The following is a 17,620-nucleotide window of genomic DNA, read 5'->3' as shown; positions in this document are numbered from 1 at the left end:
GGGCTACGCACGCCCCTTGAGGATCAGGTTCCAGTAGACCTGCGGGAAGAGGTCCCGGTCCACCACCCAGGACAGCTTGCTCTCGTTCCATGTGGGGATGCGCGGGATGGTGGGCATGGGACGGTACCGGTCATCAAACTCGGCAAACACCACGGTATTGCGAGATACCGTGAACGGGCAGACGGAGTAGCCGTTGTACTTGGCCGGCAGCGGTTTCCCCTTCCGGGCGGCCACCAGGTTCTTGGCCAGGACCATCGTCTGTTTACGGAGGGCTCCGCCGGCTTTCGAATTGGTGGTAGCCGCGGCGTCGCCCAGGGACCAGACATTGGGGATCCGGATGTGCCGAAGCGTCTGCCGGTCCACCTCAACGAAGCCGCCGTCGTCCCCGGCTGCCGGCAGGTTTGACGCCTTGAGCCAGTCAGGCGCGGACTGGGGCGGGACGGCGTTGAGGACGTCGTAGTGCAGGTTCTCCTCAGCGCCGGACTCGGTGTTCCGGATGGTCGCCTTCTGACTGGCGGCATCCACGGCTACGAGTTCGCTGTTGGTCCACAACTCAATGCCGTACTCCGCAATCTTGCGGTCCAGCTCCCGGTCAACCTCCGGCACCCCGAAAACAGTGGGATAGGGCTGGACCATCACAACCCGGATCTTGTCCAGGACGCCCTGTTCCTTCCAGTAGTCGCAGGCAAGGTACATGGGTTTCTGGCTCGCGCCGGCGCACGTGGCAGGACCTGCCGGCATGGTGAACACTGCCGTGCCCGATGTCAGTCCGCTGAGGAGGGTCCAGGTCTTAGATGCCAGCTCAAACTCGTAGTGCGAAGTGCCGTGCGGTGAATGCACTGCCTCGGCCAGGCCGGGCACCGCGGCCCAGTCGAACTGTATTCCCGGGCAGACCACCAGCTGGCCGTAGGAAACAGCTGATCCTGACGCCAGGCTTACGGTGTTGGCGTCGGTGTCCACGGCCACTGCGCTGTCCCGGATCCACCTGACGCCTTTGGGAATCACTGACTCCTGGGTCCGGACCGCTTCCTTCGCGGACGCCCTGCCCCCGGCAATGTGGGAGAACAGCGGCTGGTAGAGGTGGTGGTCCTTCGGCTCAACCACCGCCACGTCCTTCACGCCGTAGCGCTCCAGCCGGGCCGCCAGCGCGATTCCGGCGTTCCCACCGCCGATGATGACCACTTCGTGCTGTGCTGCCACCGGGTTACTTCTTTTCCGTCAGGGCGGAGGCTTTATGTGCTGCCCGTGCGCCGGTCTTCGCGGATTCTACGATGTACTGCGGTTCGTCCTCGCTGGCCCGGTGCGTGTGTCCGTCCAGCTCGAAGTCGCTGGTTTTCTTCTCCACAATTTTGCCGTGCGTCTTGCCCTGCGAGGTGTTCCACTCCACGGACGTTCCCTTGCTTAACGACATTCTGTTCTCCTAGCTGGGGTTTTCGGTGGGTCGGGGCTCAGCGGCGGGCGCCGTGCCCCCAGTATCCGCCGTTGGCACCGGCGGCTCAATGGGCGCGTACGACGCCGGCGGGTCAACGGGGGCGGGCTGCGTCGCCGGGGCGGTGGCGGCCCCGGTTCCTGCCGGAGCAGGTGCCGGCGCGGTTGCGGGTGTTTCGCCAGTAGCAGGGGTTTCGGTGGGCGCGGTGCCCGCTGCCGGCGCAGTTGGGGGCGCAGCGGTGTCCGTAGCAACCGGCGCCAGCGTCTCGTTAGACTGGGCGGCGCTTGGATCAGCCTTGATGATGGCCCGAATCTGCTCCTTGTAGGCGGCAAGCCGGGCCTGGATTTCCGAGAGCGGAACGTTGTGGATGTTCCGGCCGTACTCGGCGATTTCGGCCCACAGCGCCATGAGCTGCTCCATGCCGGCATCGCTCAGGGGACCGTCCAAAGTTAGGACGAGCTGGCTGGCCAGGGCGTAGGTGAGGCATTCAACGCAGTTGTAGTTGGCGGCCGCGGACAGGTTTTCCGGTACCACCACGTCCGCCTGGCCTACGACAAGGACCACCTGGAAGCCCACCGCCACGGCGGCGCAGCCGGTGCAGCTGGCAAAGGCGTAGGCCTCGTTCCGGGTATCGACGGGTCCGCCGTCCTCGGCCCACACCAGCGCGAAAGCCACGCTGTAGGTGACTGATCCGTCGGTGGTGTTCACGGCAAGCGCCTGGTTGCCGTCCTCCTTCGAGGCGGCCGGCCGGTCAAACGGGAACACCCAGGACGGGGCGGCGGAGCCGGGAGAAGAAGACGGGGACCTGGTAGGGCCGGACCCCGGCGAAGCCTCCACCGGAACCAGCACCATGCTCAGCTGCGGGTTCTCCCGGGTGGGCAGGGGCGCAGCATCAGGCCACAGCGCCAGTGTCATTCCGCTGCCGCCCTCCCGCAGGACGGTGCTTGCTGCCGGGAGGACGGACGCTGTTGCGTCAGCCAGCGTGCCGCGTTCGTATGGCTGCACCGGACGGTACGTCCCGCCGTCGGGCAACCAGGCCCAGGCCAGCCCGGCCAGCAGTACCGTCACCGCGCCCATGGCGGCGGTGCGCTGCAGGACCTTGCCGCGGGTCTTCTGCCAGAGCCCGGTGACCAGCTGCCTCAGCAGCCGCAGCAGGATGTAGAGCATGCCCAGCACAGGAAGGGCGACGGCCACGATAGCCAGGACACGTACGGCGGCGCCGGCAGGGTCCCCGGCGGAGAGGCTTTCGGCCAGCAGTTCCTGCTGCCTGGCGGCACTGCTCCATGCAGTGGCCAACAGCCGCGGCAGGGCGAGCACCATCATGGCCAGGCTGAACAGCAGCAGCGGCACGGTGACCAGCACCCACGCCGTGACCACTGCCCGGGCCCATGGCTTGAGGACTTTGTTCTCCGGCCTTTTCCAACGCCAGGGGAGCAGGCCCAGCAGTACGGGTTTGATGCGTTGGAAGAGGTCGGGCACCCCCGTGGCGTCGGCCAGGATGTGGTAACCGTCGAACCGGACCAGGGGGAGCAGTTGTCGGACCATCTGCAGGATCTGGGTTACTACCACCAGCAGCAGCGCATCAAAGCCGGTGGCCCACCACAGGCCCATGACGGCCACCGCAATTATCGCGTTGAAGTACAGGCCGCCGAGGTCTGTCCGCAGCCTGCCGCCGCGGCCCAGCCGGTACGAGTCGGTGACGTCCGTGAAAAAGGCCGGCCAGACCAGGTATAGCCCGGCGCCCATGGCCCCGGGCGTGGCTCCGCCCCTGCGCGCGGCGGCGGCGTGCCCGAACTCGTGGAAGCCCGCGGAGACGATGGTGATGGCAAAGATCAGCAGGAGTAGGACAGGGTTTTCGAACGCTTCATGGGTGGCCGATCCGAGCCCCTTCACCATGAGCACCCACCAGCTCACTGCCAGGAATGCCGCGGTCACCGCTGCCACGATCAACGGGTTGAACAGGGTTGCGAAGGGCGCGGTGATCCTGCGGGTGCGCTTCGGATCCGTCACCGTGTAGCGGAAGCGCATCCCCAGCAGCGGGTCAGCTTTCCGGACCTCCGGCTGGGACCCGTCCGCGAGGCGGAGCAGGCCCAACGGCAGGAGCTGGGAGTCCATCAGCGTGCGGACGTTGTCCGCGCTGACCAGCCTTCGGGAAGCGGCGCTGGCGTGCTGGGCGATCTCCTCGAGGCCGCGCTGGCCGTCCACCGCCTCGAGCACCAGAAACAGCAGTGGTGTGAGCTGGAGGGTCTGACCGTCCGCGCGGCGGACCAGCGAGGGCGCCTCCCGGTAGCCCGATCCCTCGGCCCTGCCGATCAGCTGGACGCCGTCGGCCAGGGCGGGAACCAGCAGCGGGTGCCCGGTAACGGGGGCAGCGGACGGTGGCGGGCTGCCCTGGGAGCGCAGCCCGCCGGTAGTGCGGCTCATCTGTGCTTACTGCTCGAGGTCGGACTGCTGGTCAGCGGAGGCGTTGGCCTCGCCCTCGATGTGCTGGGAGATAATGGCGTCCTGTTCGGCCACGGCATAGGCCTGGCTGTCGATGGAACCGATGTTCGCGGCGACGGCAGCGTCGATCGGGGCGGCGACGTTCGCGTTGGCGGCTACTGCGCCGTTGATCGGCGCGGCGATGTCCGCATCGGCGGCGAGGTCCACGTTGACGTTGAGCAGGTCACCGTCCAGCGCGGCTGCTGGATCCACCGGCAGGGCGCCGACGTCGGGCAGTTCTCCGCCCAGGCCGTCTTCAGGCACGATGCCATCGGTGGACGTACCGTCGGGAAGGAGGCTGCCGGCGTCGGGAGTGGTGCCAGTGCCAGCAGCTTCGGTGCCGCCCGCCTCGGTGGTGGCACCGCCGTCGTCTACGGTGTCGTTGCCCTGGTCGATGATGCTGTCCTGGGTGGATTGGGCGTTCGCGTCCGCCGCAATGCCCTGTTCGATCATGACGCCCTGATCGGCGAGTGCCTGTGCGTCCGATCCGTAGGAGAGGATGTTTGCAGAGGCCGCGGCGTCAATCGGCGCGGCCACGTTGGCGTTCGCCGCCACGGCAAGGTCGATCGGTGCGGCGGCGTCGATGCCGAGGTCCAGATCCGCATTCAGGTCAAGGACAGAAGCAACTTCCTTGTCCGGCAGCGCTGTTGCCTGCTCCGACAGCAGTTCGTCGTCGGTCAGGGGACGCATTTCCTTTTCCATGCTCACGCAAACCTCCACATCCGGCACCGGTTGGCCTGCCCCCAGCGGGCAGCCAGCGCCAGACAATAGTAAGCATGGTTAGCTTTTTTCGGTACCGGAGCAGATCCTTTTGCGGGGGTATTACCGCAGGCCAGCGCCGGGAAGCAATTCAGTGGCTCCGAGTGAATCGGCGATGAACGCGTAGTCCCAGGCCCTTTCGCGCCACTGCACGTAGCGGCCGGACGCGCCGCCGTGCCCGCCGTCCATCTCGATTTTCATCACCACCGGTTCAGAGCCCGTGGTCCGGTTCCGCAGCTCCTGCACCCACTTTGCCGGCTCCACAAACAGCACGCGGGTGTCGTTGAAGGACGTCACGGCGGCGATCTTCGGGTAGGCCGCCGCGCGGACGTTCTCGTAGGGGGAGTACGACTTCATGTAGGCGTAAACCTCCGGGTCCGTGATGGGGTTGCCCCATTCCTCCCACTCAAGGGCGGACAACGGCAGCTCCGGGTCCAGGATGGTGGTGAGGGCGTCCACGAACGGCACCTGGGCCACAATCGCGGCGTACTTCTCCGGGGCCATGTTGGCCACGGCCCCCATCAGCAGTCCGCCGGCCGAGCCACCCATGGCCGCGATCCGCGCCGGGTCCACCCAGCCCGAGTGCGCCAGCCAGTCCGTGGCAGCGACGAAATCGGTAAAGGTGTTTTTCTTGGCGAGCTTCTTTCCGTCCTCATACCAGTGCCGGCCCAGCTCGCCGCCGCCGCGGATGTGGGCGATCACAAACACCACACCGCGGTCCAGCAGGGAGAGCCGGGCGATGCCGAAGCCGGGATCCATGCTCAATTCATAGGAGCCGTATCCGTACACCAGGCCGGCCGCCGTCGAATCCTGCTTGACCGCCTTGTGGCGCAGCACGGAGAGAGGGATCCGCGTGCCGTCTGCCGCCGTTGCCCATTCGCGGGTGGCCACGTAGTCCTTGCCGTCGTAGCCGCCCAGGACCGGGCTTTCCTTCCTTAGCAGCAGCTCACCCGCGGGCTGCCGGGGAGTGGGCAGCACAAAATCATAAACGCGCGAGGGCGTGAAGTAGGACGTGTAGCCGAGGCGGATTACCGGCGCCTCGTAGTCCGAGCCCCCGACTCCAGCGGTGTACAGCTCCTCATCAAAGGCGGGCTCAACGGCCGCTTCCTGGGCAGCCGTGCCCAGGCCTTCAAGCCCGATCACCTGCACGCGCTCGATGGTGTCTTTGCGGATGGATACGACCAGGTGTGTGGAAGTAACGCCTGCGCCGTTGACGCGGACGTCCCCGGAGTGTTCGACGACGGTGTCCCACCGCTGATCGGCGAGCGGCTTGTGAAGCTCTGCCCAGTCCGTCAGGGAGACCATGGAGTTGATGGCACCGCGGTTGTGGGTGAGCAGGATGCGTTCGGTCTTTAGGCCGTCCGGGCCCGGCAGCAGGAAGGGTTCGGCCTCGTACAGCACGCGCTCATCGCGGGAAATCACGGTGGTGAGTTCCTGGCTGGGATCATCGAAACGGAGCAGGCGCGTTTCGCTGTACTCGGAGCAGCCGATGCCCAGCACGAGGTAGCGCCGGTCCGCGGAGAGTTCGAAGCCCAGCCACATGGCGACGTCGTCCTCCTGGTAAACCACCACGTCCTCGCTGACGGGCGTTCCCAGTGTGTGGGCCTTGACCTGGTACGGGCGCCAGGAATCGTCAACCACTGTGTAGAAGATGCGGGTGCCGTCGGGGGAGAAGGAGACGCCGTAGAACACGTTCTCGATGACGTCATGCAGGAGTTCGCCGGTCCGGAGGTCCTTAATGTGCAGGGTGAAGCGTTCGTCGCCGGCATTGTCCACGGCATAGGCGTAGAGGTTGCCGTCGACGGTGACAGCTGTGCCGCCGACGGAAAAGAACGGCTTTCCTTCCGCTTCGACGTTGCCGTCCAGCAGGATTTCCTCGCCTGGAATCTCCACGCCGGGTTCCACCGCCGGGGGCGTCCAGTCATCCACCGGGTTGCCGCTGTTGCCGGCACGGACCCGGCACTGGATGCCGTATTCCTTGCCTTCCACCGAGCGGCTGAAGTACCACCAGCCGTCCTTCCGGTGCGGGACGGACAGGTCCGTCTCTTGCGTGCGGCCCTTAATTTCCTGGAAGATCGCTTCACGGAGCGGCTCCTGGTGCGCGGTGACCGCTTCCTGGTAGCTGTTCTCGGCCTCCAGGTGCTCCACTACCTCGGCAGAATCCTTATTCCGCAGCCACTCGTAGTTGTCCACGAACGTGTCCCCATGGTGACGCCGCTCGAACGGGATCTTCTTGGCAACCGGGGGATTCGGGGCGGTGGCGGCGGTGCGGGCGGAATCCTGCAGCGGAGTCTGGGTCATGAGTTCAAATATATCCACCCGCCATGACAATGAACCGGCCGTTCGCTACCGGACGAGAACCCTGGCGATGCCATGCCAGGTTGGGTCGCTGAACCGAGCCAACCGGGACCATGGCCTGCCGGCGCACCCGGGAGGGGGCTGCCCTAGTGGGGCTCCGGAGGCAGGCGTATTCTGTTTCCGCTAAGGCAACATCCGCCCAGCGTGAGAGGGGAAGTTTATGACCATCCCGCCAGTGCACGAGCCCGAGCCGTTTCCGCCGGAGCCGGGCCCAAGCCCTGATCCTGCCCACCCCGGCCATCCTGGTCCGCCGCCGCCCAACCCATTCCCGGTGCCGGAGCCTCCCGGGCCGCTGCCGGTGCCGGATCCCGGGCCTGCACCGCTTCGCCCGGACCCCACCCGAAGCTGAACGGCAACCCGTCACGTGAAGGGGTCTTCGCACGCTGCGAAGGCCCCTTTTCGTGGCCGGGCGCCCGGTCAGGAGCAGGAAAAATTTTTCCCGGAACCACTTGCAGATCTTTTTGGCCAGTGCTAAAAAATCTATATCAGCCAATACAGATCGGCTGGTACAAAAACTATGTTGGACCGTCTCTCACGAGGAGGGAAGCCATGTTGATGCGAACCGATCCGTTCCGCGAGCTGGACAGGCTGGCCCAGCAGGTCCTCGGCACGGCAGCGCGTCCGGCAGCGATGCCCATGGACGCCTGGCGCGAAGGCCAGGACTTCGTAGTCGCCTTTGATCTGCCCGGTGTTGCAGCGGACTCAGTGGACCTTGATGTCGAACGGAATGTCCTGACGGTGCGGGCAGAACGCCCTGAACCTGTAGGCAAGGATACCGAGATGATCGCCTCCGAGCGGCCGCGCGGCGTGTTCAGCCGCCAGCTGATCCTTGGTGACACCCTGGACACCGACAACGTGAAGGCGTCTTACGACGCCGGCGTCCTTACCCTGCGGATTCCTGTCGCTGAGAAGGCCAAGCCGCGTAAAATTGAGATTGAGACGAAGGGGGCAAAGCAGGAAATTTCCGCCTAGTCCCCAGCAGGATCGGGATGTCGGGCAAAGACTGTTGACTGCCTTTTGGGCGGATAGCCATTCTGAGCACGCCACAGCGCTGGACGCGCACGGGCAGGGTAGGCCTGCATTTCCCGATACGGTGGCCCCCGGTTTCGGCCGGGGGTCGTCCCATGTCCGGGCTGGAACCGCCGGGGATGGCTTTAGGTGTTCAGCTCCAGCATCAGGGCGGGCAATTCGTCGGCCAGTTCGCGGGCCAGGAATCCCAGTGGGCCCAACCTGCTGGCGAGCCGGTCTGCTGCCGCGGCGTGAAGGTGGGTCCCCCAGCATGCCGCCTGCGCGCTGGTGGTTCCCCGGGCGCGCAGGCCCGTGATCGCCCCGGCCAGCACGTCCCCGCTCCCGGACGTTCCCAGGCCTCCGTACCCGGTAGTCATCTTCCAAAGTTCCGATTCCTCCGGTGCGTCCCCGCCGGAGGGTCGGCCGATGAAGCCCTGGCAGCTCACCACGGCCTGGAACTTGTCGGCGATCTCAGCAATATCTGCCGGCAGGTCCTCCACGTCGCGCTCCAGCAGGACAGCGGCTTCCTTCGGGTTCGGCGTGAGGATCAGCCGCCCCTTCCACGGATCCAGCCGGTCCGCCACCTTCACCAGGCCGCCGAGGGCGTAGGCATCAAGCACGACGGCGGGACCTCCGCCTGTGGTCCCCCCACCAGAGCCTGAATCACCGGAGCCGCCCGATTCCCGGTCCAGCAGTGCCCGCAGCAGCTCCTCGGCGAGGTCCGGATCGTCAAGCCCGGGGCCCACCAGGATCGCATCGGCGCGGTCGAGATAAGAAGAAATCCGGTCCAGGCCCTCACCTGTCAGCGACCCCTCGGCGGTTTCCGGAAGCCCCATCGCCCCGCACTCCGGGAGGGCCACGCCCAACTGCATTGCTACCGACTCGGCCACGGCGAGCGTGAGCTTTCCGGCGCCTGCCCGCAACGCAGCGGTACCTGCCAGGAGTGCCGCTCCGGGGGTGGCCCGGGCACCGCCGATCACCAGCACGGAGCCCCGCGAATACTTGTCCGCGCCCGGCGCCGGCAGCGGCCAGTCGCGCAGCAGGGACGGCGTCACCAGCGTGGGCGACGCGGTGCCGGTTCCGGCGGTGGCTACGGAATCACTTTGGGTGGACACTGGCGTCTCCTGCGTGTTCGGTCACTGTTACGCCCTGCTCGGTAAGGTGGTCCGCCACGTTGAAGCTTTCCAAGGTCCATGGCCCTTCGCCGGACGGCCGCACATAGCGGGTCAGGGAAGCGTTGAGGACGGATGTGCCGGCCGCAAGGTCCAGGATTTCCCGCTCGGTCATGCCCTCCAGCACGTAGCGGAACAGCAGGATCACGGCGTCGTGGCAGACAAGCATTACCCGGTGGCCTGTGCCAAGGTTGTTCAGCTCATCCAGGACGGACCGCAGCCGCAGTGCCACGTCCGCCCAGGATTCACCGCCCGGGGGCCGGTAGTACATCTTCCCCAGCCACTCGCGGCGCTCCGCTTCTTCCGGGAAGCGGTTTTCAACACCGCGGCGCGTCAGCCGGTCCAGGATGCCGAGTTCGCGGTCGCGCAGGCGTTCATCCGTCCGCACCTTCACCGGCCAGCCCGCTGCCTCAACAGCGATCTCGGCCGTCTGGCGTGCACGGGCGTAGGGGGAGGAAACCACTGCGTCGGGCCGGAGGTCCTCTGCGATGCGGGCCAGCGCGGCACCCAGGGCCTTGGCCTGTTCCTGCCCGGTGCCGGACAGGTTTACGTCCGCGTCCCGGGCGGGGACCTCAATGACCTCCGCTCCGGCCAGCCGCGCATCCGTGGCCGCCACGTTGCCTTCACTCTCACCGTGGCGGATCAGGATCAACTCCACCGCCCCGGCTTCCTGGACAGCCTCTGCCAGTCCGTCTTCTTTCACAAAGCCTCACCCCGTCCGTGTGCCGTGCCGAATGCAGGAACATTACCAGCGGCGTACCCAGAGGGCGGGGCAAGTAAACGACCAACAGGGAACGGACGACGGCGGAACCCCCCGGTGCGCAGCAAGTGGCGCGCGCCCCGGGAAGCCCCGCCCACCGCCCCGCCCACTGCTCCGGCTACCTCTCCGGCGTCAGCACCTTCGAAAACACTGTGGCGCCGTTCGCGTTGCGGAGGCTTGCGGTAAAGCTGCTGTCCTCGCCCAACTGCACGTGCCCGAAGAACTGGTTTTCGCCGTCGCGCGGTGACTCGCCGGGAAAGCGCCCGGCTTTGGCGAAGACCACCTCCGGGCCGAAGGTGCCGTCCATGGGATTGGGGCCGAAGGACCCTGCGGCAATGGGCCCGGCCACGAATTCCCAGAAAGGATCGAAGTCCGTGAAGGCGGCGCGCTCGGGGGAGTAGTGGTGGGCGGCGCAGTAATGCACATCCGCCGTCAGCCACACCACATTCTTAACCCGGTTGTGCTTGAACGCACTCAGTACCCCTGCGATCTCCAGCTCGCGGCCCAGCGGCGCGCCGGCGTCGCGGTTCGCCAGGCTCTCCTGGTTCACGGTGCCGTCGGGGACGATGATGCCCAGCGGCAGGTCTGCGGCAATCACCTTCCAGGTCGCCTTGGACCTGGTGACCTCACGGACGAGCCAGTCCACCTGCTCCTGACCCAGGATGTTGGTGGCGTAGGGTTCCTTGCCGTCGGTGTTCGGGGACTTGAAAGTGCGCATGTCCAGGCAGAAGATGTCCAGTTGCGGGCCCCGGCTGATCTTCCGGTAGATGCGCGCGGGCTGGTACTGGCCGGCATCCTCGAACGTACCTGGGCGCCAGAGCGCGGACGAGTCGGCGATCGGCATGTTCTCCTGCCACGCCTGCCGGCCGCGGGCCGCAAGGGTGTTGACATCGCGGACGGTGTAGCGCGGGTCATCCAGGATTTCACCCGGGTACCAGTTGTTGGTGGTCTCGTGATCGTCCCAGTTGGCGATCACCGGCACCTCCGCGAACATGGCACGCATGTTGGCGTCCATCGAGTTGTACCGGTGCCGGCCGCGGAACTCCGTGAGGGTTTCGGCCACCTTGGACACCTCCTCGGTCACCAGGTTCCGCCACACCTGCCCGTCCTTCTCCACCACGGCTTCGGTCAGCGGGCCGTCAGCGTAGACGGTGTCCCCTGAGTGGATGAAGAAGTCCGGCCGGGTCTGGTGCATGGCCCGGTAGCCGCGCATCCCGCCGATCTCCTCGTTGATGCCCCACCCCTGCCCGGCGGTGTCGCCGGTCCAGACAAAGCTCTGGGCGGACGACGCCGGCACCTCACCTCCGGCGCTCGTCTCGCCGGTGCGCCCCTTGCCGTTGACCGTCCCGGCGTCCGGAGCCGTGCGGAAGGTGCCGCGGACCGTCTCACCCGCAGCACCGCCGTCGTCCTCGAAACTGATCTCCAACGCAAAGCGGGTGTTGGACGGCAGGTTGCCCGCGTGGATCTTGGCAGTGAAGTCGGACGCCTGGGTGGCGCGCGGCCCGCGCAGGGTGCGTTCAAAGGAGCCACGGCCGTGCAGGACCTGGCCGCTGTCGTCAATCGCCCGCAGCAGCGCCGTCATCCGCCCGGCGCCCGAAGCGCGGGACCAGAGCACGGCGGAGTCGGAGGTGACGTCGCCCGTGGCGATGCCGCTGGGAAGGGTGAGCCGGTTGCGGACCAAAGCAACGCCGGCGGGCGCGCGGAAGGGGGCAGCCTGGGCAGTTGCAGGGGTGGCGGCCAGTGCGGCAGCGAGGACGGAACCTTTGACGATGGTACGGCGGGAAATGTCAGTCATGGTGCCAGCCTCCCGGCCCCCGGCGCACAGACTGTTTCCCTTCGATGAACGGGCGGTGAGCCAGGGCTGAACAGCTGGACGGGGCACGTCCGCCCGCCCCTCCGGCTCCGGACCTATGGCACCGCGAACTCCCCGATCCGGCCCTCCCGCAGGGCTGCCCCCACAGCGTAGATGGCGCCGTAGTCCGGAAGCAGCACCGACTGCCCGGCGATAAAGCCGTTGCCGGCCGTAGGCAGCGTCATCGTACCGATGGCGTTCACGTCCAGGTTCCGGAGGCTGTATGCGAGGATGGCGGCCTGCACAGGGTCAAAGCCCTTGTTCACCGTCAGGCAGCAGGATGCGAAATCCACCAGGCTCCGGACGGCCGTCACGTCGTTCAGGGCGCCGCCGGCAGTGAGGCGGGCGAGGACGGCGCGGAGCAGGATCTGCTGGTTGCGCACGCGCTGGAAGTCGCCGTCCACGAACGCGTACCGCTCCCGGACAAACTCCAGCGCCGCCTGGCCGTCCAGGTGGTTCACACCCGGCCCGAAGACGTGCCCGGTATCGTGCGTGGACTGGAACGGGACGGGAACGTTCACGTCGATGCCGCCCAGCCCGTCCACCATCAGTTTGAAGCCACCGAAGTCCAGCATCAGGGTGTGGTCGATGGTGATCCCCAACAGCTGCTGCACCGTCCGGGTGGCCATGTCGATCCCGCCGTACTGGAGGCCCGCGTTGATCTTCCCTCCGCCGAAGCCGGGGATATCCACCCACATGTCCCTGTTCATGGACACGATGTACAGGGTCCGGCGGTCGGCCGGGACGTGGACCAGCATCAGGACATCGGCACGTTGGTCCATGGGCTGGCCGGTTGCCTCGGTATGGGCTGCCGCGTCCTTCGCGATGCCCCGCATGTCGCTGCCGATCACCAGGACGTTCATGGCAACGGCAGGGTGTTCCGGAATAGGCGGCGGAGGAGGCGGGGCCGGCGGCGGGGTTTCGGAAGGTGTTGCAGTTGGGGTGGGTGAGGGGATTTCGCTTTGCGTTGCAGCCGGTTGTGCCTCAGCGCCCGTGCGGTTGAGGCTGACGACGGCGACGACGGCAACCGCCACGAGCGCCAGCGCCAGCAGTGCAGCAATCCACCGGCGCCGCCCGAGCGAAGCCAGGACAGGGCCGCGTGGCCGGGGGCTGGAGGGGCTGGTGCCGGGTTCAGAACCGCCAGGCGAACTCATTGTGCCTCACCTCATTGTGGGGATGGTGGGATCAGTGTCCGCCCGACGAGGCCTCCCTGGCTACAGACGTGTCCAAACTGTCATCTCAGGGAAAGGCGACAGGGTTGCCCGAACGCTACAAGGTCCCGGCACGCGTCCCGGGAACGGGAGCGTTAAGGCGTGCATGGCGAAGGATGGACACGATGGCCGGAGCGAGTTCGTCTTCCATCTGCCGGTACACCTCCGGCGCGCGGCGGTAGGGGTCGATGATGTCGTTCTCTGAGGGGTCCGCAGGCAGCGACAGGTGCCGCACGGCCGCTGCGCTCGCCGGCAAGCCCCGCCAGAAGGCATGGTTGACGGCCAGCAGGTCTCCATCGTCGGACAATCCTGCCTGAGGTTCCTTGTCCCCCGAGGCAGCGGCCCGCCCGTCCAGGACGTCAAGCATCCGGGCGAACTCGCGGATGGTGAAGGTCCGTTTAAGGAGGGACGCGTCCAGTTGCAGGACCTCGCCGCGGTGCCCGGAGGTCATGGTCAGCACCAGGTCCACGCCGCGCAGGATCCTGGGCGTCAGTTGGCGGGCAGCGAAGTTGTCAGGGTCGCCGCCGAAGGTGCGCACGATGTCAGCGGAGATGGGCTGCATGGGGTCGCCCACCATGGCCCGGGTCCCGGCGCTGGCAACCTCGAAACCGCCCGGCAGCACCTGGTTGAGCCCTGCCTGCAGCAGCCGTTCGGCCACGGGGGACCGGCAGATGTTGCCCGTGCAGACGGTCAGGATTCTTACTGGTGCGGGTGAGTCCAAGGGAGATTTCTCTTTCCAGCCGGTGCGTCCGTGCTTTTCAACTTACACGCAACCGCCCGACGCCGGCCGCACCTCCCCGCACGCCCTCTCACTTAACACAGGTTTTCCCGGGATCCTCTTCCACACAACGCAGGTTTTCCCGGGATACTCTCTCACTTATCGCACGGTTTCCCTGGATCCTCTCTCACTTTCCTGCAATAGGCACGATGATATGAGTGTGGAAAGCGCTATCGAACGGGACTGCGTCATCGCCGGCGGCGGCCCGGCCGGGATGGTCCTCGGCTACCTGCTCGCCCGCAACGGCCTGCGCGTAACCGTCCTGGAGAAACACGGGGACTTCCTGCGCGACTTCCGCGGCGACACGGTCCATCCCTCCACCGTGACACTGCTCGGCGAAATCGGGCTGCGCGAAAAGTTCCTGGAACTGCCGCTGACGCGTTTGTCCACCCTGGACGCGGTTATCGACGGCCAGCGCATCACCATCGTCGACTTCAGCACCCTGCCGCGTCCGGACAACTTCCTCGTCTTCGCCCCGCAATGGGACTTCCTGAACTTCCTTGCCCGGGAGGCGGCAGCCTTCCCCAACTTCGAACTGCGCATGTCCACCGAAGCCACCGGCCTCATCATTGAGAACGGCCAGGTTTGCGGTGTCCAGGTGGGAACGGCCGACGGCGGACTGGACATCCGTGCGACGCTTACCGTCGCTGCGGACGGCCGTGCTTCGGTTCTGCGCGCCGCTGCCGGGCTCGCTCCCGATGGATACGGCGTGCCCATCGACGTGCTGTGGTTCAACCTGCCAAAACCGCCCAAGCCACCGCCGGCCACCCTTGGATACGTATCCGCCCAGGGAATGGTCCTCACTATCGACCGCGGCGACAGGTACCAGTCTGGGATGGTCATCCCGAAGGGCGGCTTCGACGAACTTCGCGCCGGAGGAATCGACGCCCTTCAGGCACGGATAACCGCTGCTGCTCCTGTTCTTCAGCCCGTGGTGGGCACCCTCTTGGGCTGGGACCAGGTCAAACTCCTGTCAGTCCAGATCAACCGGCTCCGGCGCTGGTACCGGCCAGGATTCATCGCCATCGGCGATGCCGCCCATGCCATGTCCCCGATGTTCGGAGTCGGCGTCAACTTCGCCATCCAGGATGCCGTCGCCCTATTCAACGCCGTCGCGGAGGACCTAGCAAACGGGGCGGCTCCTGAAGAAAAGCTTGCGGGCGTGCAGCGAAGGCGGGAAATACCCGTAAAGATCATGCAAAGGCTGCAGCGGAATGGCCACAAGGCGCTGGCAAGGGCAACTGCCGGCCGCCGCATCGCACCCCGCTGGCTGGTGGTCCTGATCCGGACCGCTTCGCCGCTGCTGCGTCCGGTCACAGCCCGCTTCGTCGGAATAGGAATCCGCCCCGAACACGTCAAGAGCCGCAGTACCTGAAACTTCAGGCGCTAGCTGCACGCAAAGGCCGCGCTCGATCACCTTCGGGCGGCGGGGGAGGCCCCGGCCTATCCGCCGCGCCGCTTCTTGGCCATAATGAAGAACACAGGCAACGACGCCTGCGCCCGCTGGGTGGGGCTGACAATTTAACCGGAGGTGGCTCTGTGGCTGAGCTGAGCGGCCCCTACACGTACTCGAGCGCGTTGGGAGGCAACGAGTGCGCGGCGGGCACCTTCCACGTAGACGTGGAGGGCTGGAAAATTCAATGGTCGGACGGCATGTACCAACTGCACGGGTATGAGCGCGGCGAAGTGGTCCCCACGGTGGAGCTGCTGTTCTCGCACAAGCACCCTGATGACAGGCCCAAGTGTGAAGACATCGTGGCACAGGTTATTAAGACCGGAGGCTACTTTTGCATGTATCACCGGATTATCGACTCCCGCGGAAGGACCCGGCGCGTCCTCACATCCGGGGAAGCCATGATGGGTGAGGCAGGGAAAGTCACCGCCATGGAAGGGGTCATGATCGACCTCACCTCCACCCTCCAGCGTGAAACCGAGGAAAAAACCCGCGAAGCCGTAGCGGGGGCAACCTCCACCCGCAGCGTCATCGACCAGGCGCGGGGAATCCTGATGGGCCAGCTGAAGTTGGGCTCTGACGATGCCTTCCAGGTGCTGGTGAGCACCAGCAGCCACCGCAACGTCAAACTGGTGGTGGTGGCAGCCGAACTGGTCCAGCTGGCAAACTCGGCGGCTACAGGCGGGTACCTCGACGCCGCAGTGAAGGCCATCGCCCATGACAGCAGGTGGCCGGGAAGCGCCGCGCGCCGGGCCGGCTAAAAGTGTCATAGTGCAAAACTTGGAGTGGGAACCGAGCCTCGCTCTGTAGAATGGACCGAAGGTGCGCCGGGAAGTCTGGTCGGCAATAAAATTGCCGAGCCCGGATATAAGGACGCTTTATGAGCCAAATGCCCCCGCCCAACCCCGCCCGCTCCACTATTTTTGGGCGCGGCAGTTATGCCGAATCCCTACGGATTGGGGAGATCCTTCGCAAAGAGACCGTGGGCGGAGCCCTGCTGGTTGCGGCAGCAATCATTGCTCTGGTTTGGGCCAACTCGCCCGCCGCCGACAGCTACTTCGCCCTGCGGGATTACAAAGTAGGGTACGAACCGTGGCACCTTGACCTCAGCCTCGGCGCTTGGGCGGCAGACGGGCTGCTGGCAATCTTCTTCTTCCTGGTGGGACTGGAACTCAAGCGGGAGTTCGTTGCGGGGGACCTGCGGCAAATCAACAAATCGATTGTTCCGGTGGCTGCCGCAGTAGGCGGTGTAGTGGTCCCCGCGTTGATCTACGTCGCATTCAACGTTGCCAGCCCCGAAACCATCCGCGGCTGGGCCATCCCCACGGCCACGGATATCGCATTCGCGGTGGCCGTCCTGGCCATCATCGGATCGCATCTGCCCAGCGCGCTGCGGATTTTCCTCCTGACCCTGGCCGTAGTAGATGACCTGATCGCCATCAGCATCATCGCTTTCTTTTACACCAGCGACCTGCACGTCATGCCGCTGCTCCTGGCCCTCATTCCGCTGGCGCTCTATGCCTTCCTGGCGCACAGATTCCGGTACTTCTTCGGCATGAAGGCGCCCGCGGCCTGGGTCATCCTGCTGCCGCTCGGGGTGGTCACGTGGGCGCTTGTCCATGCCTCCGGCATCCATGCCACGGTGGCCGGAGTACTGCTCGGTTTCGCCGTACCCGTGATCCGCTCACAGGCTGCCGGCGGGCCCGAAGCAGGACCGGGGCTGGCAGAAATTTTCGAACACCGTTTCCGGCCCATCTCCGCAGGCATCGCCGTGCCGATCTTCGCGTTCTTCTCGGCCGGTGTGGCCGTGGGCGGCTGGGAAGGACTGGGCTCGGCGTTGGTTGATCCCGTGGCCGTCGGCATCATCGCGGGCTTGGTTCTCGGAAAGCCGATCGGGATTATGGGCACCACCTGGCTGCTGACCAAAACCAGCCGGGCTGAGCTGGACAAGTCCTTCAAATGGATTGACGTCTTTGGCGTGTCCCTCCTGGCCGGCATTGGGTTCACTGTGTCCCTGCTGGTGGCCGAACTCAGTTTCGGCCAGGGCAGCCTGCACGACGACCACGCCAAAGTAGGGATCCTCACCGCCTCACTGTTGGCGGCGCTGCTGGCCACGGCCGTGCTGCGGACCAGGAACCGCCAGTACCGCGAAGCTGAGGAAGCCGAAAAGGTGGACGCGGACCAGGACGGCATCCCCGACGTGTACCAGGACCGGGCGTAGGGAGCCCAAGCCAGCGGCCGGGCGTCGGGCTGTCACCGCAGCCGGCCGGGAGCACTTAATTGCAACAGGCCCCGGGAAATCCCGGGGCCTGTTGCATGACGTTACGTCGTCCGGCTGCCCACTTTGAATGGGCGCTTA

14 protein-coding genes are annotated in these 17,620 nt (G+C 66.1%); 4 read left to right on the top strand and 10 right to left on the bottom strand.

The window, feature by feature from the left end; genetic code table 11:
- Window positions 1–3 precede the first annotated feature (3 nt).
- The 5 genes from AC5RT4_RS07085 to AC5RT4_RS07065 form a co-directional block, all read right to left on the bottom strand.
- Entirely contained in the window at window positions 4–1,200 is a 1,197-nt protein-coding gene (locus tag AC5RT4_RS07085; protein ID WP_494105296.1) for an NAD(P)/FAD-dependent oxidoreductase, read from the bottom strand.
- 4 nt (window positions 1,201–1,204) lie between these two features.
- Window positions 1,205–1,411, bottom strand: coding sequence for a hypervirulence associated TUDOR domain-containing protein (locus tag AC5RT4_RS07080; RefSeq protein ID WP_494041549.1), 207 nt, complete (start codon window positions 1,409–1,411; stop codon window positions 1,205–1,207).
- Between the two features lie 9 nt (window positions 1,412–1,420).
- Entirely contained in the window at window positions 1,421–3,853 is a 2,433-nt protein-coding gene (locus AC5RT4_RS07075; RefSeq protein ID WP_494105295.1) for a hypothetical protein, read from the bottom strand.
- Between the two features lie 6 nt (window positions 3,854–3,859).
- Window positions 3,860–4,612, bottom strand: coding sequence for a peptidoglycan-binding protein (locus AC5RT4_RS07070; RefSeq protein ID WP_494105381.1), 753 nt, complete (start codon window positions 4,610–4,612; stop codon window positions 3,860–3,862).
- A 120-nt stretch (window positions 4,613–4,732) separates the two neighbouring features.
- Window positions 4,733–6,970, bottom strand: a complete 2,238-nt coding sequence (locus AC5RT4_RS07065) for a S9 family peptidase (RefSeq protein WP_494105294.1) — start codon at window positions 6,968–6,970, stop codon at window positions 4,733–4,735.
- Between the two features lie 606 nt (window positions 6,971–7,576).
- On the opposite strand from AC5RT4_RS07065, the gene AC5RT4_RS07060 reads away from it, so the two are divergent.
- Entirely contained in the window at window positions 7,577–7,999 is a 423-nt protein-coding gene (locus tag AC5RT4_RS07060; RefSeq protein WP_494041552.1) for an Hsp20/alpha crystallin family protein, read from the top strand.
- 182 nt (window positions 8,000–8,181) lie between these two features.
- On the opposite strand, the gene AC5RT4_RS07055 is transcribed toward AC5RT4_RS07060, so the two are convergent.
- The 5 genes from AC5RT4_RS07055 to AC5RT4_RS07035 all read right to left on the bottom strand — a co-directional run bounded on the left by AC5RT4_RS07055 (window position 8,182) and on the right by AC5RT4_RS07035 (window position 13,751).
- Window positions 8,182–9,150 (bottom strand): NAD(P)H-hydrate dehydratase, encoded by a 969-nt coding sequence (locus AC5RT4_RS07055; RefSeq protein ID WP_494105293.1) that lies wholly within the window; start codon window positions 9,148–9,150, stop codon window positions 8,182–8,184.
- Window positions 9,134–9,910, bottom strand: a complete 777-nt coding sequence (locus AC5RT4_RS07050) for a histidine phosphatase family protein (RefSeq protein ID WP_494105292.1) — start codon at window positions 9,908–9,910, stop codon at window positions 9,134–9,136. The genes AC5RT4_RS07055 and AC5RT4_RS07050 overlap by 17 nt, the downstream gene beginning before the upstream one ends.
- A gap of 175 nt (window positions 9,911–10,085) precedes the next feature.
- The gene (locus tag AC5RT4_RS07045; RefSeq protein ID WP_494105291.1) at window positions 10,086–11,762 is read right to left on the bottom strand and encodes an alkaline phosphatase D family protein; all 1,677 of its coding nucleotides are present in this window, start codon (window positions 11,760–11,762) and stop codon (window positions 10,086–10,088) included.
- A gap of 113 nt (window positions 11,763–11,875) precedes the next feature.
- Window positions 11,876–12,973, bottom strand: coding sequence for an LCP family protein (locus tag AC5RT4_RS07040; protein ID WP_494105290.1), 1,098 nt, complete (start codon window positions 12,971–12,973; stop codon window positions 11,876–11,878).
- A gap of 115 nt (window positions 12,974–13,088) precedes the next feature.
- Window positions 13,089–13,751 (bottom strand): arsenate reductase/protein-tyrosine-phosphatase family protein, encoded by a 663-nt coding sequence (locus AC5RT4_RS07035; protein ID WP_494105289.1) that lies wholly within the window; start codon window positions 13,749–13,751, stop codon window positions 13,089–13,091.
- 211 nt (window positions 13,752–13,962) lie between these two features.
- Between AC5RT4_RS07035 and AC5RT4_RS07030 the strand changes: the two genes are divergently transcribed.
- From AC5RT4_RS07030 to nhaA, 3 genes are all read left to right on the top strand, one after another.
- Complete coding sequence (locus tag AC5RT4_RS07030; RefSeq protein ID WP_494105288.1) at window positions 13,963–15,183, top strand: FAD-dependent oxidoreductase; 1,221 nt, start codon at window positions 13,963–13,965, stop codon at window positions 15,181–15,183.
- A gap of 164 nt (window positions 15,184–15,347) precedes the next feature.
- A complete protein-coding gene (locus AC5RT4_RS07025; protein ID WP_494105287.1) occupies window positions 15,348–16,022 on the top strand; it encodes a PAS and ANTAR domain-containing protein in 675 nt (224 codons plus the stop codon).
- A gap of 119 nt (window positions 16,023–16,141) precedes the next feature.
- A complete protein-coding gene (nhaA, locus tag AC5RT4_RS07020) occupies window positions 16,142–17,482 on the top strand; it encodes a Na+/H+ antiporter NhaA (protein WP_494105286.1) in 1,341 nt (446 codons plus the stop codon).
- Window positions 17,483–17,620: the final 138 nt, after the last annotated feature.

Source organism: Arthrobacter sp. sptzw42, from assembly GCF_059089685.1.
The sequence above is the reverse complement of the archived record's forward strand: the minus strand, read 5'-3'. Positions and strand labels throughout refer to the sequence as shown.